The organism is Klebsiella sp. BIGb0407, from assembly GCF_024807845.1.
GTDB lineage: Bacteria > Pseudomonadota > Gammaproteobacteria > Enterobacterales > Enterobacteriaceae > JGM124.
The window spans coordinates 108698-132331 of the sequence record NZ_JANUEQ010000003.1; the positions used below are offsets into that span (position 1 = coordinate 108698).

A 23634-nucleotide genomic window follows, 5' to 3' on the forward strand; every position below is an offset into this window, starting at 1 on the left:
GCCCTTTTCTGCTTTATTCCAGCTCCTGGCGATGAAATCCGCTTGCCTGAAACGCGCCACGCGAGTAATTTTACGCAATATTTTTAGCCCCTCCCTTTTTTGACAGGATATATCGATGGCCAGAGCGAACGAAATCAAACGCGGCATGGTACTGAATTACGATGGTAAGCTGCTAATAGTTAAAGATATTGATGTTCAGTCACCCAGTGCCCGTGGTGCAGCAACGCTCTATAAAATGCGTTTCTCTGATGTCCGTAACGGACAGAAGGTTGAAGAGCGTTTTAAAGGCGATGATATTGTTGACACCATCACCCTGACCCGTCGCTTCGTTGATTTCTCTTATATTGATGGCAACGAATATGTGTTTATGGACAAAGAAGATTACACCCCCTATATCTTCACCAAAGACCAGATAGAAGACGAATTGCAGTTTATCCCTGAAGGCGGTATGCCTGATATGCAGGTGCTGACCTGGGATGGTCAGCTATTAGCTCTGGAACTGCCACAAACCGTCGATTTAGAGATAATTGAAACCGCACCGGGCATTAAAGGTGCTTCTGCAAGCTCCCGTACCAAACCCGCCACCCTGTCGACCGGTCTGGTCATTCAGGTTCCGGAATATATGGTTACCGGAGAGCGTATTCGTATCCATATCGCTGAAAAACGTTCTATGGGACGCGCTGACTAACGGCGTATCCGGTTGTCACCCGCCAGTGCTTCTGCTGACGGGTGACAATGATGTTGTTCTGCCCTAACTATTCCCCCTGTTTTACCCCTTCTCTTTTTACTCTCTGTTGTTCAGGATAGACGTCATCAGACAGTACTTTCCCGTCATCAGATTACTTCGGAGCCCTCGTGACAAAAACAAACCTGATTACCGGCTTTCTCGGAAGTGGCAAAACAACCACAATTCTTCATTTGCTGGCGAATAAGCCGAAAGATGAAGTCTGGGCGGTGCTGGTTAATGAATTTGGTGAAGTGGGTATTGACGGTGCGTTGCTGGCGGACAGTGGCGCATTACTAAAAGAGATCCCCGGCGGCTGCATGTGCTGTGTTAATGGCCTGCCAATGCAAGTCGGACTGAATACCTTGTTGCGTCAGGGCAAACCTGACCGTTTACTGATTGAACCGACCGGACTCGGTCATCCGAAACAGATCCTGGATCTGTTAACCTCCGATGTTTATCAGCCGTGGATTGATTTAAAGGCAACGCTTTGTGTTCTCGATCCGCGTCAGCTCTTAATTCCCAAAGTTCTCACCAATCAGAACTTCCGCGATCAGTTAGCGGCCGCAGATATTATTATTGCTAACAAGCAAGATAATGCCGATGCGGCGAGTCTTGAAGCCTTGAGCGCCTGGCAGCAGCAAGAAAATGACGGTCGTCAGGTGGTGTTAACTGAGCGGGGAGCGATCCCTCTCGCTTTACTGGATGAACCGCGCTTGAATCAGCGCGCATTGCCGGCCAGCCATGAACACTCACATTCAGGGAAATCTCAGCAAGGGCTCGCCGCACTCCGTTTGCCTGAACACCAGCGCTGGCGACGGAATATTAACAGTGGTCAGGGATATTTTGCCTGTGGCTGGATTTTTGATGCAGATACCCGGTTTGATACTATCGGTTTACTGGAATGGGCAAGACTTGCCCCCGTAGGGCGTGTTAAAGGCGTTTTACGTATTCCTGAAGGATTAGTCCGTATCAATCGTCAGGGAAGTGACTTTCATATTGAAACACAATCCGCACCGCCCCCTGATAGCCGAATTGAGCTGATTAATGATGAACTGAGTGACTGGAATAGCTTGCAATCAGCACTACTCAAACTGCGTTTACCTTAACGACTTATCCCTCCCGCTGAGTATTGAGAAGACTGACTGGGGGGGAACCGTTTTTTTCGGAACAATCCCAGGAAATAGCCATCGACGTTAGTCATTGTATTTATTTACAATTCCTAACACAGAGTGATTATAAAAAGAACATCATTAGTAGGGAAATTACACGGTTTATGCCTTTTTTGACTATCGTCAAACTTTCTTACGTATTTAGGAATAAAAACCTCGCATCGCCTTAGTTGATAAGGTAACCTCAGAAAAGTTTCGAATTATGCGCTTTTATATCTGCCATTAAAAAAAATATGCTTGAGATCTCATTTTCCCAAAGAAAAAATTGTCTCATCGTTAGCAGGTAATTAGTCTCATACGGTCATCATTCTACTAACGATTTGTCGTTAAGGACAGCAAGGGAAAACACATAACATGGTCAAGTCTCAGCCTTTTTTGAGATATATCCTGCGGGCTATTCCTGCAGTCGCGGTAGCAGCTTTACTTTCCGCATGTAGTGCAACAAACACAGCGAATAATATGCATTCTGAGACGCATGCAGTTGACAGTAAAAACAGTTTTTTACTGCAAGCTTCTCAGGATGAATTTGAAGAGATGGTCCGTAATGTTGACGTAAAATCACGTCTTATGGATCAATATGCTAGCTGGAAAGGCGTGCGTTACCGTCTTGGTGGCAGTAGCCGTAATGGCATTGACTGCTCCGCCTTTGTGCAGCGTACTTTTCAAGAACAATTTGGTTTAACTCTGCCACGCTCAACCTCAGAGCAGCAAGGTTCAGGAAAGTCGATTTCCCGCAATAAATTAGCGATGGGTGACTTGGTTTTATTCCGTGCGGGTTCGACCGGGCGTCATGTTGGTATTTATATCGGCAATAACCAGTTTGTTCATGCCTCTACCAGTAACGGCGTTATGATTTCGAGTATGGATGAACCTTACTGGAATAAGCGCTACAACGAAGCTCGCCGCGTACTGAGCCACAGTTGATAAAACATCGGCTGATACCTGACCTGACGATTACTCCCTTGGTCGTCAGCAAGGTTGCCGTTTAGCATAAAAAATAACGCTGCATTGCAGCGTTTTTTTATGTCTGTAATCCGGGAATTCGCTATATTATTATCAGTTGTGGGTTTTTCCCCCAGGAATAAATTAGAACAACAATGATTTTATGCGTTAAAGTCAGAGTATTGTCTGACAGTGCTCGCTTACGTGTGTGGGATTGATGCTTTCATGACTGGAAAACTATTCGCTGACAATTATCTATCCACTAAACAGATTATCAGTCTGGGTATCGTTATTGGGCTAATTGCCGCACTCTTTTTCGGTGGAATTTTTAGCTTTATCCAGTATAACAAGCGTGATTCTGCTTATGATTATCTTGCACAAAGTATGAGCAAGTATCTGCAGACGTTTTTTGGGCATCTGCAAACCACAACTCATGAGCTCCAGCCTTTATTTCACTCTAGCTGTGCCAATGGCAACTGGGAATTAACCTCAAGCGCCGCATTCAATATGAATATCCGTACTTTTATTCTGGTTCAGGACGGCATCGCTATTTGCTCTTCTGCGACTGGCGAGATGTCAATACCGTTAAAAAAACTGGCTCCCGGCCTTAATGACAGCAAAGCTATCGATCTCGCTATCATGGACGGCTCGCCAAAAATGAAAGGCAGCTCAATAATCGCGGCCTGGTTTCACTCTCCTGGAGTGGAAAATACCGGTATCTATGCCACCATCAACATTAATCTTACCCCCTATTTACTGTTTAGTGCGAATCAACAAAATATCACTTCTGTTGCACTGGTCGTTGGGGATAAAGCTCTGACATCAAGTAATAATCATATTGTAAACACCGATCAGCTTCCTGCAGATCCGGTTCGGATAGCCCCTATTCCAGGTTATCCTGTTTCACTCTATATTTTTGGCTCCGCACTGCCAATCGAAGATCTCCAGTTATCCGCTCTTGCTAGCGTCATGTTCGGGATCCTGGTAGGGGCGTTCGGAGCTTATGTTTTAGCGGTACACAGACGACTGGAGCATAAAATTCTGGTCGGTATTAAGCAAAATCAGTTCTATCTTGCCTATCAACCCGCGATGAATTCAGCCACATTAAATGTAGACGGGATTGAAGTGCTCATGCGCTGGAAGCACCCGACAGCAGGCCTTATTCCTCCGGATGTCTTTATCAATGCAGCCGAAGCGCAACAGCTGATTGTTCCACTAACCCGCCATCTGTTCAGCCTGGTCGCGCAAGATATTCATAGTCTGCAAAAAATATTACCTGTCGGAACCAAACTGGCGCTCAATCTGTCTCCCAGCCATCTTTATTCCACAACCTTTAAAGAAGATATTCTGACGCTGGCGGCAGCGTTACCCTTGGCGCATTTTAAAATCGTCTTTGAGATAACGGAGCGCGGCATGCTCCAGGGAAAAGAAGCAACCGAGATCTTTACCTGGCTACAAAAGCAAGGCTTCTACATCTCTGTCGATGATTTTGGAACAGGTAATAGCGCCTTGATCTACCTTGAGCGTTTTAACATAGATTTTTTGAAGATCGACAAAGGGTTTATTAATTCAATCTGCATCGCAACCGCGACAGCCCCGGTACTTGATGCAATACTGACGATAGCTCATCGCCTTGATATACAAACGGTTGCGGAAGGTGTGGAAACATCTGAGCAGGCCAGGTGGTTAATCGATCATGGGGTAAATTATCTTCAGGGGTATTATTTCTGCCACCCTCTCCCTCTTGAACAGTTTGTTCAGTGGTATCAGGCACCTCGTCACTACAGTGACCTTCTGAATAATTATTAATCAGCGGAGATAAGCCTGTCGTTGAAAAGTCAGGTTAATCAGGTAAGCGTTGAGGATAATTTGATGGAAGTGCTATTGATTAATACCAGAGCACTGTTAATAGAGAGGATGAGTGGTCATAAGCTCAGCGATAGCGACACCGCAGTTTTTAAGACGGCAAGTAGCAGCCAGTTCATCATGCTGACTGACAAATAAGCAAAGCTCCCCCTCACACTCGACCACTGAACTGGCGACATCAATATCACTGAGTGCCTGACTCAGTTTCTCCATAATAATGGCAATTTTCTCGCCATCATAGCCAAGTAGTTTCAGCCCGATCAGCTGATTTTCATAACTGTTGTCATTGCTCGCAATGGGTTCAACGCGGGAACCAGTAAACCCCGTTCTCCAGCGATAACTTTGCGGTAAACGGTGAACAATGGACAGTTGTAATATATTTAAGCTCATTTCCCTGCGAGACCCAATCAGTAATAGTTCACTTGTAGTTTGCGTACAGGTTAACACAATGTTGCCAGATTATGGCCAGGTAAGTAAAAAACAATTAATAATATTTAAAAAAATTCAAAGTGATTGGTTCATTTTTGTGTATCACTACGCATTTTTTGTCACAGGTATTCTGGCCGGGGTCGTTTCAAGCTCTCAAAATGAGCGTATTCACGCAAGGAAATCAGAGGGTGAGGTATGGCTACAGCAGGAAATACAGGCATTCCTGGCAGGAATGCCTCATATTATTAATCTTATCTATCGATGCGCCTTACGGCTGGCGTAGCGATAAAATAGTAATGAACAAGTCGAACACAGAGCAATTGCGCCAATCATTGGCCAGGCACTATTGAAACTGGCAATCGCTAACAACGTACCTGTCAAAGCACCAATACCAAAACGAAATGTTCCGGCAAGCGAAGATGCTGTGCCTGCAATATGAGGGAACTCATCGAGAATAACCGCCATAGCATTAGATGAAATCATCGATACACAGCCAACAAATACCGCAATTCCCAGCACCAGAGCCCAGAATCCGAAATCGAACTGATAGCTCACCACCAGCCATATCGACATAATAAACTGGATATAGAGTCCCATTTTGAACATATTAATTGCGCCAATACGACGAACAAATCGGCTATTAATCATTGTCATAACAAAAAGAAACACGATATTCAGCGCAAAGTAGTAACCGAAGTCCTGAGGTGATACGTGGTTGAGTTCAATGTAAACAAAAGGCCCTGCGCTCAGGAACGCAAACATACCCGCAAAGCTAAAACCACTGGCGAGCATATAGCTGAGTACACGTTTATGACGAAACAGAGTGGCGAAGTTGCCCAGTGTGGTACGTAAACGGAAGGGCTGTCGGAACTCCGGCGCTAAAGTTTCATGAATAAAGAAGAAGATCATTGCCGAAGCCAGCAATGCAGCAGCCGCCAGAATCCAGAAAATAGAGTGCCAGCTAAACCACACCATCACCGCACCGCCAACAATAGGTGCCAGCAATGGGGCAATGGTGGTTATCAGCATGACAAAAGACATCATGCGGGAGAATTCTTCTTTCGGATAAATATCACGCATCAGTGCATTGATAACCACACTTGATGCTGCCGCTGCAAGACCATGTAAAAATCGCATGAAAATCAGCTGGTCGATACTTTGCGCCAGTGCACAAGCCATTGCAGCCAGGGCAAAAACGAGCGTCCCGCCAAGTACGACAGGCTTGCGCCCGAGACTATCTGCCATCGGGCCATAAAATAATTGCCCAACCGCAAACCCTAAAATGTACGTGCTTAATGTCATCTGCACACTGCCGGCAGAAACATCAAATTGCTTCGCTATCATCGGCAATGCAGGCAAATACATATCAATAGATAATGGCATCAGCATAGCCAGCAGGCCTAGAATAATGACAATACCTACAGAAGAGTTTTGTTTACGACTCAAGAGTGACTCCAAAATATTAGGGTGCACCAACACTGGCAATTTCTTGCTCGGTCAACTGACGGTATTCACCCTCAGCCAGTTCCGGGTCAAGCTTAATTCCGCCAATACGTTCCCGGTGTAGTCCTACAACATGATTGCCTACCGCGGCAAACATGCGTTTAACCTGGTGATAACGCCCTTCGCTAAGCGTCACACGCACTTCATTCGGAGTTACCACTTCAAGCAGTGCTGGTTTTGTTAACTCTTTTTCATTGTGCAGCTGAACCCCTGCAGCAAATTTTTCTGCTGTATCATCAGCAACAGGTTCGCTCAACGTGACATAGTAGGTTTTTTCGCATTCATAACGCGGTGACGTTACACGATGAGACCACTGACCGTCGTCAGTCATTAGCACCAGCCCGGTAGTATCAATATCCAGACGTCCCGCCGCATGCAATTTATGGGCAGAAGGTACATCGAGAAAATAGAGCACGGTTGGATGATCCGGATCTTCTGTGGAACAGACATACCCTTGTGGTTTATTCAGCATAAAGTAACGCGGGCCATTATGCTGAATCAGCGGATTATCATCAAAAGTGACCAGGTGTTCTGGCTTCAATTTAAAAGAGGCATCACGTACTATCTCGCCATCAACCGTTACACGGTTCTCACGAATTATACGGCCAGAGATAGCTCGACTAGTGTCAAGCTGTTGAGAAATAAATTTATCGAGTCGCATTAAGCTATTGCCTGTTTTTTCAAAATACTGACTGGCATCCGACAGAAGAGACCTCTGTCAGATAAAAATGAGTTTGTCTGGTAATGAGTTCGCCAGTATATACACAAAATAATTCGAGTTACAGGAAGGCGGCAAGAGAATGAATCCCGATGAACTTACACGAGTAAGTGATTCAGGTGAGAGAATGCAGCCAACGCATCTGTAACTTGAAGTATGACGGGTATAGCGACATCAAAAACTCTCTCAAGTTAAAAGCATGATTCATGCCATAATCATGGCTGATATTTGTTATTCTCCGAGTCATGATGTCTTTTACCCTACGTCCTTACCAACAAGAAGCTGTGGATGCGACGCTAAGTTATTTTCGCAAACACCTTGAACCCGCCGTGATTGTCCTGCCGACAGGTGCAGGAAAAAGTCTGGTGATTGCTGAACTGGCGCGCCTGGCAAGAGGACGCGTACTGGTCCTTGCCCATGTAAAAGAACTGGTTGCACAAAATCACGCTAAATATCTGGCCTTAGGGCTGGAAGCCGATATTTTTGCGGCCGGTCTTCACCGAAAAGAGTCACAGGGTAAAGTGGTTTTCGGTAGCGTGCAGTCCGTTGCTCGCAATCTTGAGCATTTTAACGGAAAATTTTCACTGCTTATTGTCGATGAATGCCACCGCGTGGGTGATAAAGAAGACAGTCAGTATCAGCAGATTCTGTCTCATCTACGCGCCAGTAACCCTGAAATCCGGCTCCTTGGTCTTACCGCGACCCCTTATCGTCTGGGGAAAGGCTGGATTTATCATTACCACTACCATGGTATGGTTCGTGGGGATGACCAGTCCTTATTTCGTGACTGTATCTACGAATTGCCGCTTCGCTATATGATCAAAAACGGCTATCTGACGCCGCCTGAACGGCTCGATATGCCGGTGGTGCAATATGATTTTAGTCGATTACAGGCTCAAGGTGACGGGTTGTTTAGCGAAGCCGCTCTGAATCGTGAACTCGCGCAACAAAAACGCATTACTCCCCATATTATCAGCCAAATCGTCAGTTTTGCCGAACAACGGCAAGGGGTCATGATTTTTGCGGCCACCGTGGAACATGCTAAAGAAATCACCGCCCTACTTCCTGCAGGCCAGGCGGCACTGATTACAGCAGATACTCCAGGACCTGAGCGAGACTCGCTGATTACCCGTTTTAAACAGCAAGAGTATCGTTTTCTGGTTAACGTTTCCGTTCTGACCACGGGCTTTGATGCCCCACATGTTGACCTGATAGCGATTCTTCGTCCTACTGAGTCAGTCAGCCTGTATCAACAAATTGTTGGTCGTGGTTTACGTCTGGCTCCCGGGAAAAAAGATTGTCTGATCCTCGACTATGCAGGTAATCCCCACGACCTGTTTGTGCCAGAGGTCGGAGGCGGTAAGCAAAAAAGTGATAATCAGCCGGTGCAGGTATTCTGCCCTTCCTGCGGTTTCGCCAATCTGTTCTGGGGGAAACAAACCAGTGATGGCACCATTATTGAGCACTTCGGCCGACGCTGTCAGGGGTGGTTCGAGGATGATGACGGTTTACGTGAACAGTGCGACTACCGCTTTAGATTTAAAAACTGCCCTAACTGTAATGCCGAAAATGACATTGCCGCAAGACGCTGCCATCAATGTGACCATGTGCTGGTCGATCCGGATGATATGCTGAAAGCAGCGTTGAGGCTGAAAGATGCTCTGGTGCTACGCTGTAGCGGTATGACCTTGCAGCAGGGGCATGATGCCAAGGGGGAATGGTTACGTGTGACCTACTATGATGAAGAAGGCGCGGATGTCAGTGAGCGATTCCGGCTACAAACCCCGGCTCAGAAGACGGCCTTTGAATTTCTCTTTGTTCGCCCGCATCTGCACGCACCGGGTATTCCGCTGAAATTTGTTACGGCCGCGGATCTGGTGGCGCAGCAGGTATTGTTCCGTCACCCGGATTTTGTCGTAGCAAGAAAAAATGGCCAGTTCTGGAATGTCCGCGAAAAGGTGTTCGATTACCAGGGGCGCTACCGCCGGGCGAATGAATTACGGGGTTAACCGTAGTTTTCATTGCCCGATGAGTCATATACGGCTATAATCTCGCCCGCTTTTGCATCCGCAAGGCAGAAAACTTACCTGTTGCTGGGTCGCCTGTAACAGGCTTATTTAAAGAGAAACATTCAATGTTTACTATTAATGCTGAAGTACGTAAAGAGCAGGGCAAGGGTGCGAGCCGCCGCCTGCGTGTAGCTAACAAATTCCCTGCTATCGTTTATGGCGGAAATGAAGCTGCAATCTCCATCGAACTGGATCACGACGCAGTAATGAACCAACAAGCTAAACCTGGTTTTTACGACGAAGTTCTGACCCTGTCTATCGACGGTAAAGAAGTTAAAGTTAAAGTTCAGGCTGTTCAGCGTCACCCGTTCAAGCCAAAACTGGCTCACATCGACTTCGTTCGCGCTTAATTTCGCGTTCGGTTGATAACCCGTAATGGGCACTGAATTCTTTCAGAGTCCGTTACTGGTGAGTTAGACGGGCACAATTATTTGATTTATTGTTTATCTTTAAATCTGATATTGTGCCCGTTGCTGTTTCTGCTTTCCTGCTTTCCATTCTCATTTAAGCGGAAGTTTCCCCCCGCTTTTTTAGCTACTTACCTGACAGGCGACGCGAAAGCTGATCGCGCAAGTTAGGCGGAGTACCTTTAATGGTCAAGGTATCCGTTACCGGATCCCAAAAAATGCGCTCATCCATCAGCATGGCATCAAAATTGATGGTCAAACCACCGCCACTACCCGCAAACTTGGTCAACTGACGTAAGGTACTGCGATCTGCCGGGAAACTTTCTTCCAGCTCATAGCCTTTCTCTGCTGTAAACGCCTGAAAACTTTTATCATCTACTGCCCAGGGCAAACTTTCAGACAGCGAAGCCAGTTCTATTTCTTCCCCGGCATCTAACTGCTCTTTACAGTAGTCATAGACCTGCTGGCGGGCACTCTGGCGGGTATTTTTATCGAGTTGTGCCTCATGGGTGAAATCATCCACCGCTTGCAGTAAGCCTTTATTTTGCGCTTTGGCATTCAGCCCTTCGCTGGCGCCAAGAAAATCCATAAAGAAATCAGCGACCTTACGCCCTATCCGTCCTTTCAAGAAGGTTAAATAACGACTGGACTCCGGATTCGTTTCCCATTCTGTCAAATCAATACGTGCCACAATATCAGCATGATTAATATCCAGATAATGGGTCGCGCTAATATCAAGCTCTTCATTCACGCGCTGACTGCTCAAATTATTCAGCACCGCGACCAGCAAGTACTCGACCGCCAGATAGCGATAGTGGCAGAACAGTACGATGCCACCTTCAGCAAAGGGGTATTTGGCTAATTCATCACGCAGACGGCCGGTTGCTGCACGACTAAAGGCCAGAAAATCCTCATCGCCTTTACGATGATGGGATAATGCCTGAGCTAATTCACTCTCTTCATTAAACAGCCCGTAAGCTTTATTTTTTGCACTGTAGACACGATGTAACTCAGCCATCATATCTTCGACAGTACTATTATTGACCAGCAATGAATCACGCAGAACAACATCAAGTGTCTGTTCGTCGCGCTTAATCAGTTGATGCAGGGCAATCTGGTTGATATCCAGACTCATGATAAACTCTCCTCTAATAACGGCGTTATTCAAACATTGCCGGTGCCGCTAAGCAAGCTCAGATAAAAAAGCGGTAAAAAAGTCCTTGCTACGGTAAGATAACCCCCCCATTTCTTGTAGACGAATGATTTTAAATTTATGCCACAAACATCCCGTTATAATGACGAAGAAATCGAAGTCATGTTGGCTGAGCTTGCAGCCGTGCTGGAAAAGCACAAAGCCCCTACCGATCTGTCACTGATGGTACTTGGGAATATGATAACGCACTTAATTAATACCCGTGTTTCGTCAGCACAACGCGTAACCTTAGCGCGTTCTTTTGCAGAAGCGCTACAAGCCTCTGTAAACGATGACAAAGCACACTAAGAAAAGATATCAATAAGTTATGGTGACCAACAGTCAGCGCTACCGTGAAAAAGTTTCCCAGATGATCAGCTGGGGACACTGGTTTGCCCTGTTTAACATCTTACTGGCCATTTTGCTCGGCAGCCGCTATTTATTTGTGGCTGACTGGCCCGCTACGCTTACCGGGCGCGTTTACTCATATTTGAGCATTGTTGGTCACTTCAGCTTCGTGGTCTTCGCGACCTATTTGTTGATTATCTTTCCTCTGACATTTGTCGTAATGTCACAACGGCTGCTGCGGTTTATCTCTGCCGTTGTTGCTGCGGTGGGCATGACATTACTGCTGATTGATAGCGAAGTCTTTACCCGCTTCCATCTCCATCTTAATCCTGTGGTCTGGGATGTGGTCGTTAACCCCGATCATGGTGAGGTCGCGCGCGACTGGCAGCTGATGTTCATCAGCCTTCCTGTTATCTTGCTGATAGAAATGCTATTTGCGACCTGGAGCTGGCATAAATTGCGCAGCCTTGGGCGGCGCCGTAAGTATGCCCGCCCGGTGGTAGCCTTGTTTATTATCTCTTTTTTCGCCAGCCATCTGATGTATATCTGGGCCGATGCTAACTTCTATCGTCCTATTACTATGCAACGCGCCAACCTTCCGCTCTCCTACCCGATGACAGCACGTCGTTTTCTGGAAAAACATGGTCTGCTGGATGCTCAGGTGTATCAGCAAAGACTGATAGAGCAAGGCGACCCGGCGGCACTTTCAGTACAGTATCCATTAAGTCCGCTACAGTTCCGTGATGAGGCCGCGACCAAAAATATTCTGCTGATAACCGTGGATGGCCTTAATGCACAAAGTGCAGAGCAAGATATGCCAGCCCTGCGTGAATTTGCCGCCAATAACATCAATTTCCAGCAGCATATGAGTTCCGGCAATAATACCGATGGCGGTATATTCGGCCTGTTTTATGGTATTTCGCCAACCTATATGGATGGCGTGATAGCGGCTCGTATTCCTGCTGCACTGATAACCGGGCTTAACCAGAAAGGTTATCAGTTAGGTCTTTTTGCCTCAGATGGCTTTAGTTCACCACTTTATCGCCAGGCATTACTGTCAGATTTCTCTCTGTCACCAGCGAAACCTCAGTCAGATAGCCTGACGGTGAAACAGTGGAGTAACTGGTTAACTGGCTCCACCAGTAATGAGAACCACTGGTTCTCGTGGATCTCTTTTAATGGTCTGAATATTGATCAGAACAAAGACAAGCAACATTTTGTCTCACGCTATCATCAAGCTGCCACCAGCGTAGATGAACAAATTAAGCGAGTTCTGGATACTCTGGAAGCCAGCGGAAAACTGCAAAATACCGTAGTCATTATTACTGCCGGACACGGTATTCCTCTTACTGAGGCAGAAAACCGATTCCCGTGGTCACGCGCCAATATTCAAGTGCCATTAGTGATTCACTGGCCTGGTACACCGGCCCAGCGAATCAATAAACTGACTGAACATCAGGATATTATGACAACGCTGATGCAGCGCTTACTGCATGCACGTACGCCGACCAATGAGTATTCGCAAGGTGAGGACTTGTTTGCTGCCGTACGCAAGAATGACTGGCTGATTGCTGCCAATAACAGTACCCTTGCCGTCACCACAGCAGATATGACTTTAGTTCTGAACAATAATGGCAGCTATCGCATGTATGACTTGCAAGGCGAACAGATGAAAGAGACCAAACCGTTGCTGGGATTACTGCTGCAAGTCCTGATTGATGAAAAACGCTTTATCTCTAATTAATTGATTATTTATGAATCAGTTAGTTCGTTTGTGGCTTGCAATCAATGGCAAAAGCAGTAGTATAACTTTTAACATCGGCACGTAGCGCAGCCTGGTAGCGCATCGTCATGGGGTGGCGAGGGTCGAGAGTTCAAATCTCTCCGTGCCGACCAAATTGATATTCGGTATGTACTGGTTACCTACTGAATCCCCACAAAAACCCGCATTCTCACTGAGTTTGCGGGTTTTTTGTTGCCTGAAGTTAATCAGCGCACTCTTCCGTTTTCTCTAGTATTTCCCGCCACAGAGGATAATTTGCACACATTAAACCATATGGATATAATTAAATGACCAAATGGAGATCCTTTGATGAAAACATTCAGCTTATCGACCACTCAGGCCAGACAACCCCGCCTATGGCAGGCAGCAGGGTTACATACTTCAGATGGTATCGCGGTACTCGGGCAGATTAACGAAGGCCTTGATGGAAAGGTTGTTAACCTTATCGTCGACTGGGCGAAGATGACGCAGAACGACCTACGAAAAATGTCCGGTATCCCGTCTACCACTTTCAGTCGCAGCTTGAAATCACGGTTTAGTGCCGAACAAAGTGAACGCCTGGTACGCATTATCCGCGTTATTGACAGGACAGTAGAGTTATTCGAAGGTGATAAAGAAGAGGCTCAAAAGTGGCTAAATGATCCCAACAGAGCGCTGAACTGGAAAGTTCCCGCGGAACTGGTGGCATCCGAAACCGGGGCTTACGAAGTCATGAAATTGATAACCCGCCTCGATCTTGGAGTGTACTCTTGATTCTCTACCAGCTGATAAAAACTAAGTACCTTTCTACAGCCTGGACCGGATACGGAGCAAAAGAGGCCGGCGGTCGCTGGAACAGTGTCGGTGTCTCAATGGTTTATGTATCAGAAACAGCCTCACTTACCATGCTGGAGACCCTGGTACATCTGCATTCCGTGCAGATCATGGAATACTTTACACTATTGCGTATCACCGTGCCTGATGAGCTGATTCAGAGCGTTGATATGGACGAACTGCCGGATAACTGGGCCGATGAAGAAGCGCCGCCAGAGTTAGCCGAATACGGCGACGCCTGGTGTTTGACCCGAGGTTCGATAGCACTACGCGTTCCCAGCGCCCTGTCTCCGGTGGAATATAACTACCTGTTAAACCCTGAACATGCAGATTTCTACGAGATAATCAGGAAAGCAGAGACGATCCCGTTTCAATTTGATAGTCGGTTAAAACTGGGTTGTAAATAAAGAGCATGAGCTCTGATTCACAAAAAAATATATATACATCACCAGAATATGAAGGCTAGCTGATAATTTGCTGTTTTTGAGATTTTTTGCAGATTTATCTCAAAAATTCTTTGCCAGACCTGCCTGTTTCAAAATTCCATTCGCCGTATGTAGTGAAACAATGGTGTATGGAACACTGAAACTCTTTTCTGTTAGAGGGCTGAACCATATCTCATGACTTCCTTTCCCTTGCCTGTCAAAATAACAACCAGCAGCTGACAGCAATTCCGTAAGTTTAGGGTATAGTCCCGTCCCCATATCTCAGAGTACCATTCTATCAGAGTACGATTGCGCCTGATTAAATGACAGTCTGATACCATCAGGATTATCGCCAAGACCATTTATTTCATACAGCTCGGGGACAATTTCCCACACGCGTTCGGTTAATTCTTCGTATGTTCCAGCCTCTGTGACTAATCCGAGAGCATCGCATTCGGCTACCCACACATTTTCTTCGTGGTCGTGGTGTATGTTAACCTCGAAAGGCCGAGAAAAAATAACTACTAATGCTTCTCCCATAAGAGCCTCCTGTTTACCAATCAGATAATTTTACATCAGTTCAAAAAATCGTCAATACGTCGTTTTAAACACATCCCTGTGCATCTCTCCCTGAATAACCTTTCCGCCGCACGACTACCTTATGTTGCTGGATTCGCTAGGAATTCCCGTGCCTTTGCACAAGCGTCTTCCCTGTCATCTGCCAGTGTTTTCGGGAATGGCATAATTTTCTTCAGTTTAGGAAAAAGTGTACTCAAGCTGGTACGGACTTCGGGATCGCTGGTCATATAGACATAGCCCGCACACCAGTCACGCAGCTCATTTTTATACTGTTTCATCCAGCGCGTTGACTGCTTTTCTTCCTCATGAGGTTCACGATCGTGTCCGTGACGCGCCGGGATCCAGACAAATACCACCCGCTGCTGCTGGGTCAGAAATTCGCTGAGTCCGTTCAGCAAACGAGGGGTTCTGTCCGGCATACCGAGTTGCGGAAAACGAATGAAGACAATCGGCCAGTCGGTCACATCAAATATTTCAGCATCCGGCTGCGCGCCGGGATAACTATTATGCGGGTTCATACTCTTTATCCTTTTCATCTACTGAATTATGCAGCAAACCTACGACTATCAGCAGAGCCACGGCTCCACCAAGGTAAAATAGAGGCCAGCTCAGCCACGCAACCATCTGTGCAAAGGCTATCGTTGTTAGCGTACTGACAAAGCGACCGACACCGTAAAAGGTGGCGTAATCGGTCGCGGGCTGTTCGGTTCGTGACCACCCGAGGATCCGGGCGCTCAGTACAACATAGATACCGCTCACCGCAGCCCCGATGGCTACCGCCCCGGATATCGCAAGCCAGGGCAGAACCCATGTGTAACCCACTATCATTGCCGCTAACGCCGAGACGCCCAGAATGGTAAAAAGCCAGATAGCCTCGGGCAAGCCGAAACGTTGCATTAATGGCGCTGAAACCCCCGCGGTCAGCAGCATCGTGACGGGACCAAGCGTACCGACAATCCCGCCGATTAATGACATAGGTACGTTCAGGTCGAGTAACATCAAACGGTTAAGTGCCGAAAGTGGAAAAATAACGCAGCAGCAGAGAGTCAGCAAAATCAGTCGTTTTCGTTGTGCGGGGTGCCGGATTAACTTACGCAAGCTGGCCCCCTGTCCGGATGCGATGGGAGCCCTGGAGAGTGATGAGGTTCCTCGGGTTAATAGCAGCATCGGGACTATCAGCATAAGCAGACTGGCGGCATAACAGAGAAAAATAAGCGTCCAGCCAAGAGCGTTAAACAGTGCCACAAAAGCGCCACCGCCAATCATTGCTCCGATGGACAGCGCCGCTAACTTGCAGGCAGCAGCACGCGGACGCCAGGCCGCCTCAATACGTTCCACGGCCAGGGCATCCAGTGCAATATCCATGGTCGCCATAGCAAAAGCAACGAATAGACCCAGAATAAATAGCAGGTGGAGTGAGGCTCCCTCCATAAATGCTGCCGCCACAACCACCAGGGCGGAAGCGAGCTGCATCGGTACAATCCATGCCAGTTCGGGTGCTAAAAAAGGAGGCCGCCAGCGGTCAACCAACGGTGACCAAAGGAATGCCACACCCAGCGGTAAATAGAGTGCGTAAAGCCAGCCCACCGATTCAAGACTCATCCCTCGGTCACGCATGATGGTGGGGAATCCACCCTGGATAAGCCCCATTGTCATACCAAAGCCAATATACAACGCACTTATCGCCAGCAGGATAGCCCATTGCCCGCTCCTTACGGGCAACGGACTGCTATTGTGTTGTTCACAGGAAGTCATCAGGATCACCAGCGGTAGTTTACGGAGAGATTCACTACCTGCTCATTACCGTAGTTACAGAAGTTATTCGACAGACAGGTAACATAGGTTTTATCGAACAGATTATTCACGCTAAGCCGAGAGCTTAGCCCTTTGAGCGAACTGAACCCTTTACCAAAGTCATAGCCTATCGCCGTATCAAATACGGTATAGCCCGGGACATCGAGACGGGTTGCATTGGCTGCGTAGACGTTAGGTGAATAGCCCCCGACAGTCTCTCCAACATAGCGCCCCCCTCCTCCCAGGGTTAAGCCTTGTAGCAGTCCCTGGCGGAACGTGTAATCAGCCCATAGCGATGCCGTATAGTCGGGGATGCCAATAGGTTTCTGACCCTGATCCACCGCCAGACTTTTGGTGATTTCGGCTTTGGTGTAAGTAAAGGCCCCGGTGACATTAACGCTGTCATTGAGTGCCATTTTCGTTTCGAATTCCAGACCTCGCGATCGCTGTTCTCCGGTCTGATAGGTGGTATAAGCATTCGCATAAGTCACCACATCTTTCTGAATGATGTCAAACCAGGCGAGAGTAAAGAGTGCATCAAAAGCCGCGGGCTTATACTTCAGACCCGCCTCACGTTGCTGGGCAGTCGTCGGTTTAAAAGCCGCGCCATTGCTGCCCGTTCCTGTGACTGGCAGGAAAGAGGTGGAATAACTGATATAGGGTGCAATACCATTATCAAAGTTATAAATCAGCCCGGTTTTACCGCTAACCTCAGAGTCATTCTGTATGCTGTACGACGCATTCAGATAGTTATCGGTTCGGATGCGTACTTTGTCATAACGTCCACCGACAACCCATGTCCAGTTATTAAAATCAATCTGATCCTGTAAATAGAACCCTGACTGGTTGGTATGCTGTTTCTGATTGGTTATCTGCGCAAGCTGCAGGTTTGTTGCCACACCATAGACAGGGTTGAGGTAATCAATGGAGGGCGCTGCGCCATAATCCCGCATTTGTCGCCATGAGTAATCCTGATAATCGAAACCGCTGATAACCGTATGGAAAAAATTGCCCGTATCAAACTCCGCCTGTAACTGAAGGTCAGATGTTACGCCACGTAATGTTTCATCCGTACCCAGCGCATAGCGTGTGATGGTCTGTTCGTCAGCAGCCAGCCCGGATGTTCCGAGACTTTTAGTGATGGTCTTATGGTCGAGATAGCGCAGATTATGGCGCACGGTCCATGTGTCATTAAAATGGTGTTCAAACTGATAACCTGCCGCCGTTTGCGTGCGACTAAACTCATCATATTTCGGATCACCATCATTAAAATTACGTGGGATTTTCCCGGCAGAACTTGACCATAAACTCCCGACCGTCGGCAAAATGCCATAGTAGCCACCCTCAGGATCGCGCTGGTAACTCATATTCAGCGTAAAAGAAGTATCTGTGCTCGGAAGCCAGGTCAGGGAAGGCGCAACAAACAGGCGCTCCTCTTTGGTATTAACCACCTGAGTATTGGACTTTCTGCCAAGCGCAATCATCCGGTATAACAGACTGTTATCGTCCGCCAGTGCGCCTGTAGAATCCAGACCTAACTGCATCCGTTTGTGGCTGCCGTAAAGCATCTCAACCGAATGCTGTGATTCTCTGGAGGGGGCTTTAGATACCGCATTGATAAGACCGCCGGGGTTCACTCCGCCGTAAAGCGTAGAAGAAGGTCCCTTAAGAAACTCTATCCGCTCGATACCAAATGTTTCAATTTGCGGAATAGCGTAACCGCCACCTCGTAGCATACGCAGTCCATCCAGGTACTGGTTACCATCGACCGGAGATCCAAAACCACGAATATAGGGCAAATCATAGCGTGTTGCAGACCCGCGCACTTCTGCCGCAACACCTGCGGAGTAGCGTAATGCCTGAGTCAGGCTCTGTGCACCTTGGGTCTCAACCTGATCGCGGGTGATGACACTGACAGATTCGGGGGTTTTCATCAGTGAGGTATTGGTTTTCGACGCCCCCATGCTGTTGCTGGCAACATAGCCGTTGACCGGGCCGAGTCTTCCATTAGTCGATGCTGTCACGACCATTGTGTCGCTGCTGGCAGCATAGTTCGCAGGCAGAACATAAATCTGGACAGTGCTTTCATTACTGAAGCGATAGCCAAGCCCGGTTCCACTCAGCAACGTCGTCAGTGCCTGATCCACACTCATTCGACCTTTTACCGCTTTTCCCATCACCTCAATGGCGTTATCTTCACGAAAGACGACGGACAAACCGGTTATCCGGCCTATCGCATTCACTGACTGGGTCACAGGGCTGACTGGAAGGTTAAAATTGAATTGCTGTGCCTGTGGTTGCTGTACAGCGGCAGTCGCGATACTGGTTGTGCTTTGCCCTGCCAGCAATGCCGATACTAATACATAACCTACGCGCCGAATTTTTTTATTATTCACTGACGTGCCTCTTTTTGTTCTGATAAACGCATTCAAATGAAAATACTATTAATTATCATTTTCACTATCATTACGTTCCAGAACCGGCACCGCTGAACTAAAAAATGTCTTTTTTTTAAAAAAAATCACAAGCCACTGTAAAACAAATAGTTTTTATTGCGAAATAATGACCAGGAAATCCGTTTTTTTATGCATCTTAAAACCGACACTGGCCTGTAATGACGCCAGCGCTTTATCAGTATCATCCAGTGAAAAACTGCCAGTCACTCGCTGATCCGCCAAATCCGCAGAAGGGATCACTATCCAGCCTTTGCGATAACGTTCAACTTCACGAACGACATCCGCCAGGCGAGTACGATAAAATATATAACGACCATTATGCCAGGCTGTCGCATCCTGAGTATTCACGCTCACAGGTTTATCTATGCCATGCTGATTAAACCCCACTTGCTGCCCTGGTTTGATAACCACTGGCTCCGGATGAGCATCAGTGCTAACGGCCACACTGCCACGCACCAGAGTCACTACCCCGCCCTGTTTCTGTAGCCGTACATCAAATTGTGTGCCCAGTACACGAACATTCCCCATATCGGTTTCAACAATAAAGGGCGTTTTTGACGGCGTAACGTCAAACCATGCACCGCCGCGTAACAGATGAATACGACGAGATTCGTGAGTAAAATCGACACTGAATGCGCTATCAGCATCCAGTAATACTTTTGAGCCATCGGCCAGAAGTATCTCACGGCGTTCTCCCTTCATAGCTACCTGATCGGCAGAGAGGTTCTGTAGCCAGGATGGATTTTGTACCCCCGTCACTATCATTATCACCAGCAAAAGAGAGAACACGCTGGCTGATATCACTCGACGGCGCGTAGTGCGTGCTTTATTTTTATCCATCACTGCCAGATAGCCGGAGAGAATACCGGCTTCTTTTTCTGCCAGTAACTGACCCGGAGCGGCCGTATCCTGCCAGACGGACTCGATAGCCTGCCAGGATTCTTCATGCTCAGGAGAACTCTTACGCCATTTATCACAGGCAGCCCGCTGTCGGCGTGAAGGATTATTCTGCATTGTAAGAAACCAGCGACGAGCTTCAGCGCGGACCCCGGCATTTCCGGCCACAGCATTATTCGACATTGTTTACTCCACTAACGGTGTTGTCTTCACAGGCGGCAACCGCACGCGCCATATGCTTTGCCACTGCGCGGGATGAGATACCCATGGCAGCGGCAATTTCAGAGAAGCTTCGACCGTGAACCCGATTAAGCAGGAAAATATGTCGTGTTTTCTCCGGCAGAGAGGCCAGAATCTCATCGATATGACGGATATTTTGATGAGCGGAGATTATCTCTTCTGGCGATGCGGACAGCCCCATGTGATTATCGGGCAAGGTTTCACGCAAATATTCCGCACGCGTTTTCTCGGCCCGCAGATGATCAATGGCAGCATTGCGCGCGCAGCGACTCAGGTAAGCTGCCGAGTCACCTTTCCACTCGACGGCTTTTTCCCACAGTCGCAGGAAAATATCCTGCACCAGATCGCTCGCCGTACTGCGACAGCCAACTTTGCGGTTGATCTGACTCTCCAGGCGTTTACGTTCGGCTTGATATAACGCAGTAAGATCCTTGCCTTTATCGGCCATAAGATCGAATCCCGAGACTAAAGAAAACTACCAGAACACTCACAGTTCCTATGCCATCAGTCTTCGCTGCGGTCAGTTGGTCGGGGATTATTACTCAGGCCTGAGGATAATTCTAGTGTGCCGCAAGTAAATAGATTTAACGCTGCACAAGAAAACTGGGATCTTCATCGTCTGTCAATACACAGAATAAAGTCAGGCAGGAGTCCAGAAAATCGTTGCTTAACAATTGAGTACTGCCAATAAATATCGGCTATAATTTTTCCTCTTTCAAATTGAGGCTCAGTGAGATTAATAGTATGAATCTTCAGCGTTTCTGTTACTTACTGTTGATGCTCGCAGTTGCAGCAAGCCTGGCTCAATCTGATTCAGTGGTAACCTGGTTATTTCTCGTGAATGTGCTGACATTTGCTATTTACGGTGTGGATAAATACGCTGCCCGAAAATCCTGGCGCAGAGTGCCAGAATCGACTTTACTATTATTGGGTTTTGTTGGTGGCTGGCCGGGCGCCATTTGTGGTCAGAAACTCTTTCGGCATAAAACGCAAAAACAGCCTTTTAAGAATTTGTTTATCCTCAGTGTGATACTGAATATTATCGTCATCGGAGCCCTGTTCTGGTGGAGCTGGTATTACTGAAAAAGCAGAGCAATAAGCGCCAGTAATGCAGGTAGAGCCTGTACATAGAGTATTTTCTTGTTGGCAGTTAACGCCCCATAGATTCCGGCAATCAGCACACAGATCAGAAAGAAAATTTTAAACGCAAATCCACTTTCACCTGCCCATACGCCATAAAGTAATCCTGCGGCTAAAAAGCCGTTGTAAAGGCCCTGATTGGCCGCCAGCGTTTTTGTCGCACGAGAAAAATCAGCCGTCAGATTAAATGCCTTACGACCAATGCGGGTATCCCAGAGAAACATTTCCAGTATCAGAATATAGAGGTGAATCACTGCGACCAGAATGATGAGAACAGTTGATAACATACCGAAGCCTTCCCGAAGTAAACAAAAAATAGCGTGATTAATTTGCGCGCACAGTGAACTAAGCTGATTCATCCCTGTCTTACTTAATATATACCCTCATTGGTTATGCCCTGATATCCTTTCTCCCGCCACTGTGCGGGATTTTTTTTGCTGCAAGAAACCACACAGACCGCAAAAGTGCTAAAAATGCGTGTTGTTGTATTGTCAGGCCTGGACCTGACTGGAAAAACCGACTTCCTGCCCGTAATCGGGCAGGAAAAAGAGGCGGGCTTCAGAGCAGAAATATCGTTGCAAGGCCGAGGAAGATAAAGAATCCACCGGTGTCGGTAATAGCCGTTATCATCACACTGGACCCGACCGCCGGGTCACGACCCAATTTTGCCATCGTCATAGGTATCACGACGCCCATCAGGGCGGCAAGTAACAGGTTAAGTACCATCGCCAGAGTCATCACTCCGCCCATGGCAGCATCGTCATACAAGAGCCAGGTAACGCAACCCATCACGCCCCCCCAGACTAAACCGTTAATCACCGCAACGCCTAATTCGCGCATCATCAGGAACGAGATATTGCCAGCCTGAATATGCTGTAGGGCAAGGGCTCGAACAATCATAGTGATGGTCTGATTCCCGGTATTACCGCCTATCCCTGCGACAATCGGCATCAAGGATGCCAGCGCCACCAGCTCAGAAATAGTATGTTCAAACATGCCGATAACCCTGGAAGCAATAAATGCGGTACACAGGTTAATCGCCAGCCAGGCCCAGCGGGTACGTACAGCCTTGCTGACCGGGGCAAATACGTCCTCTTCAGCACTCAACCCCCCCATCCGGCGCAGATCGGTATCGGTTTCTTCGTACACCAAATCAACTATCTCATCAACGGTCAGACGCCCCATCAGTTTGCCGCCGCTGTCTATCACCGCGGCACTGATTAAGTCATCACGTTCAAAGGTTCGGGCAACCTGTTCGTCATTATCTTCGGGAGCAAAACATGCCGGGTTCTCGTCCATCACTTTTTGAACCAGCGTTTGCGGGGGATGAAGCAGAATAGTAGTCAGTTTTAACTCACCAATCAGCGTGTTATCCCGTTGCGTGACGAAGAGTTTATCGGTGTTTTGTGGAATTTTTCCGCGGATACGTAAATAGCGTTGAACCACTGCCAGCGAGATATCAGCCCGAACAGTAATAACCTCGAAATCCATGATAGCGCCGACACTGTGCTTATCATAGTGGAGGATTTTGCGTACTTGCGCCCGGGCGCTCTGAGGTAATGTAGGTAAAAAACGCCCCATCAGGTCACGAGGCAGATATTGTGCGAGGTAAATCTGGTCATCAAAATCAAGCGGCCGCAGTGCGTTAAGCAGCGCCTTATCGCTCATATCTTCAATCAAGTCAGACCATACGGTTTCTGATGCTTTGACCAGTACGCTACCGCGTCGTTCCTCACTCACCAGGCTCCATAGAGCAAGACGTTCTTCCGTGGGCAATGCTTCCAGTACATCAGCCAGGTCCGGAGCCGACAGCCGGGAAACAAGCTTAATTATCTCAGCAATATCCTGCTCAACACCCGGTTCTTCCGCGAAGGGCTCTTTCGCCAGAATAGCAGTAGCAACCGTTTTATTCAGTAGCAAGATATGAAGAATACGTGCGCGATCCATATCGCGTTGCTTCGTACTGTATTTTCGTAAGACAGTCATAAATAAGCGATTCCCTGACTCAAGGCTCTAGTTTATCGGATGAATATTTAAATTAAGTAATGAGCCTCTGTGTAGTATACACCCTAAATAATTCAAACTACCTCCGTCACAACGACATCGCACGGGCAACATATCAAGAACGAGCGAATAA

The 23634-nt window shown here is 47.5% G+C and carries 25 protein-coding genes and 1 tRNA gene; 13 read left to right on the forward strand and 13 right to left on the reverse strand.

The genetic code is table 11. The annotated features are described in order from the left end of the window. The first annotated feature begins 115 nt into the window (after positions 1-115). From yeiP to M2387_RS10605, 4 genes are all read left to right on the forward strand, one after another. Positions 116-688, forward strand: a complete 573-nt coding sequence (yeiP, locus tag M2387_RS10590; protein ID WP_259049137.1) for an elongation factor P-like protein YeiP — start codon at positions 116-118, stop codon at positions 686-688. Between the two features lie 167 nt (positions 689-855). After that, positions 856-1833 (forward strand): CobW family GTP-binding protein, encoded by a 978-nt coding sequence (locus M2387_RS10595; protein WP_259049138.1) that lies wholly within the window; start codon positions 856-858, stop codon positions 1831-1833. Positions 1834-2250: 417 nt separating this feature from the next. After that, positions 2251-2820, forward strand: coding sequence for a bifunctional murein DD-endopeptidase/murein LD-carboxypeptidase (gene mepS / locus M2387_RS10600; protein WP_259049139.1), 570 nt, complete (start codon positions 2251-2253; stop codon positions 2818-2820). A gap of 243 nt (positions 2821-3063) precedes the next feature. After that, the gene (locus M2387_RS10605; protein WP_259049140.1) at positions 3064-4647 is read left to right on the forward strand and encodes a cyclic di-GMP phosphodiesterase; all 1584 of its coding nucleotides are present in this window, start codon (positions 3064-3066) and stop codon (positions 4645-4647) included. Between the two features lie 96 nt (positions 4648-4743). Here the strand turns inward: M2387_RS10605 and M2387_RS10610 are convergent, their stop codons facing one another. Further along, a complete protein-coding gene (locus M2387_RS10610) occupies positions 4744-5094 on the reverse strand; it encodes a YejG family protein (protein ID WP_259049141.1) in 351 nt (116 codons plus the stop codon). Between the two features lie 58 nt (positions 5095-5152). Between M2387_RS10610 and M2387_RS10615 the strand changes: the two genes are divergently transcribed. Further along, positions 5153-5416 (forward strand): hypothetical protein, encoded by a 264-nt coding sequence (locus tag M2387_RS10615; RefSeq protein ID WP_259049142.1) that lies wholly within the window; start codon positions 5153-5155, stop codon positions 5414-5416. Here M2387_RS10615 and M2387_RS10620 read toward each other — a convergent pair. Further along, positions 5389-6579 (reverse strand): Bcr/CflA family multidrug efflux MFS transporter, encoded by a 1191-nt coding sequence (locus M2387_RS10620; RefSeq protein ID WP_259049143.1) that lies wholly within the window; start codon positions 6577-6579, stop codon positions 5389-5391. The genes M2387_RS10615 and M2387_RS10620 overlap by 28 nt on opposite strands. A 16-nt stretch (positions 6580-6595) precedes the next feature. Further along, positions 6596-7297 (reverse strand): 16S rRNA pseudouridine(516) synthase RsuA, encoded by a 702-nt coding sequence (gene rsuA / locus M2387_RS10625; RefSeq protein ID WP_259049144.1) that lies wholly within the window; start codon positions 7295-7297, stop codon positions 6596-6598. Positions 7298-7602: 305 nt separating this feature from the next. On the opposite strand from rsuA, the gene M2387_RS10630 reads away from it, so the two are divergent. Both M2387_RS10630 and rplY read left to right on the forward strand, forming a co-directional pair. Further along, positions 7603-9363: a DEAD/DEAH box helicase gene (locus tag M2387_RS10630; RefSeq protein ID WP_259049840.1), complete on the forward strand. Its 1761-nt coding sequence runs from the start codon at positions 7603-7605 to the stop codon at positions 9361-9363. A 125-nt stretch (positions 9364-9488) separates the two neighbouring features. Further along, complete coding sequence (gene rplY / locus M2387_RS10635; protein WP_259049145.1) at positions 9489-9773, forward strand: 50S ribosomal protein L25; 285 nt, start codon at positions 9489-9491, stop codon at positions 9771-9773. A 184-nt stretch (positions 9774-9957) separates the two neighbouring features. Here rplY and yejK read toward each other — a convergent pair whose 3' ends face one another. Then, complete coding sequence (yejK, locus tag M2387_RS10640) at positions 9958-10965, reverse strand: nucleoid-associated protein YejK (RefSeq protein WP_259049146.1); 1008 nt, start codon at positions 10963-10965, stop codon at positions 9958-9960. Between the two features lie 138 nt (positions 10966-11103). Between yejK and M2387_RS10645 the strand changes: the two genes are divergently transcribed. From M2387_RS10645 to M2387_RS10665, 5 genes are all read left to right on the forward strand, one after another. After that, a complete protein-coding gene (locus M2387_RS10645) occupies positions 11104-11331 on the forward strand; it encodes a YejL family protein (protein WP_259049147.1) in 228 nt (75 codons plus the stop codon). 19 nt (positions 11332-11350) lie between these two features. Further along, complete coding sequence (yejM, locus tag M2387_RS10650; protein WP_259049148.1) at positions 11351-13114, forward strand: LPS biosynthesis-modulating metalloenzyme YejM; 1764 nt, start codon at positions 11351-11353, stop codon at positions 13112-13114. A 75-nt stretch (positions 13115-13189) separates the two neighbouring features. After that, positions 13190-13266 (forward strand) — tRNA-Pro (locus M2387_RS10655). A gap of 196 nt (positions 13267-13462) precedes the next feature. Then, positions 13463-13906 (forward strand): type II RES/Xre toxin-antitoxin system antitoxin, encoded by a 444-nt coding sequence (gene parS, locus M2387_RS10660; protein ID WP_259049149.1) that lies wholly within the window; start codon positions 13463-13465, stop codon positions 13904-13906. Beyond that, on the forward strand, positions 13903-14373 hold the full coding sequence (locus M2387_RS10665) for an RES family NAD+ phosphorylase (protein ID WP_259049150.1): 471 nt from the start codon (positions 13903-13905) through the stop codon (positions 14371-14373). Before parS ends, M2387_RS10665 begins: the two co-directional genes overlap by 4 nt. A gap of 99 nt (positions 14374-14472) precedes the next feature. On the opposite strand, the gene M2387_RS10670 is transcribed toward M2387_RS10665, so the two are convergent. The 7 genes from M2387_RS10670 to M2387_RS10700 form a co-directional block, all read right to left on the reverse strand. Next, positions 14473-14670, reverse strand: a complete 198-nt coding sequence (locus tag M2387_RS10670) for a type II toxin-antitoxin system HicA family toxin (RefSeq protein WP_259049151.1) — start codon at positions 14668-14670, stop codon at positions 14473-14475. 3 nt (positions 14671-14673) lie between these two features. Next, positions 14674-14931 (reverse strand): DUF1902 domain-containing protein, encoded by a 258-nt coding sequence (locus M2387_RS10675; RefSeq protein ID WP_259049152.1) that lies wholly within the window; start codon positions 14929-14931, stop codon positions 14674-14676. Positions 14932-15050: 119 nt separating this feature from the next. Continuing rightward, positions 15051-15488 carry a hypothetical protein gene (locus M2387_RS10680; protein WP_259049153.1) on the reverse strand — a complete coding sequence of 146 codons (438 nt, stop codon included), beginning with the start codon at positions 15486-15488 and terminating at the stop codon, positions 15051-15053. Next, entirely contained in the window at positions 15475-16725 is a 1251-nt protein-coding gene (locus tag M2387_RS10685; RefSeq protein WP_259049154.1) for an MFS transporter, read from the reverse strand. The genes M2387_RS10680 and M2387_RS10685 overlap by 14 nt, the downstream gene beginning before the upstream one ends. Before the next feature lie 5 nt (positions 16726-16730). Next, the gene (locus M2387_RS10690) at positions 16731-19160 is read right to left on the reverse strand and encodes a TonB-dependent siderophore receptor (RefSeq protein ID WP_259049155.1); all 2430 of its coding nucleotides are present in this window, start codon (positions 19158-19160) and stop codon (positions 16731-16733) included. Between the two features lie 153 nt (positions 19161-19313). Then, positions 19314-20300 (reverse strand): FecR family protein, encoded by a 987-nt coding sequence (locus tag M2387_RS10695; RefSeq protein ID WP_259049156.1) that lies wholly within the window; start codon positions 20298-20300, stop codon positions 19314-19316. Continuing rightward, on the reverse strand, positions 20290-20805 hold the full coding sequence (locus tag M2387_RS10700; protein ID WP_259049157.1) for an RNA polymerase sigma factor: 516 nt from the start codon (positions 20803-20805) through the stop codon (positions 20290-20292). The genes M2387_RS10695 and M2387_RS10700 overlap by 11 nt, the downstream gene beginning before the upstream one ends. A 296-nt stretch (positions 20806-21101) precedes the next feature. Between M2387_RS10700 and M2387_RS10705 the strand changes: the two genes are divergently transcribed. Further along, positions 21102-21440 (forward strand): DUF1294 domain-containing protein, encoded by a 339-nt coding sequence (locus M2387_RS10705; RefSeq protein WP_259049158.1) that lies wholly within the window; start codon positions 21102-21104, stop codon positions 21438-21440. Here M2387_RS10705 and M2387_RS10710 read toward each other — a convergent pair. After that, on the reverse strand, positions 21434-21784 hold the full coding sequence (locus M2387_RS10710; protein ID WP_259049159.1) for a DUF1304 domain-containing protein: 351 nt from the start codon (positions 21782-21784) through the stop codon (positions 21434-21436). The two genes, M2387_RS10705 and M2387_RS10710, sit on opposite strands and share 7 nt — an antisense overlap. Positions 21785-22055: 271 nt before the next feature. Continuing rightward, positions 22056-23483, reverse strand: a complete 1428-nt coding sequence (gene mgtE / locus M2387_RS10715) for a magnesium transporter (RefSeq protein WP_259049160.1) — start codon at positions 23481-23483, stop codon at positions 22056-22058. Between the last annotated feature and the right edge of the window lie 151 nt (positions 23484-23634).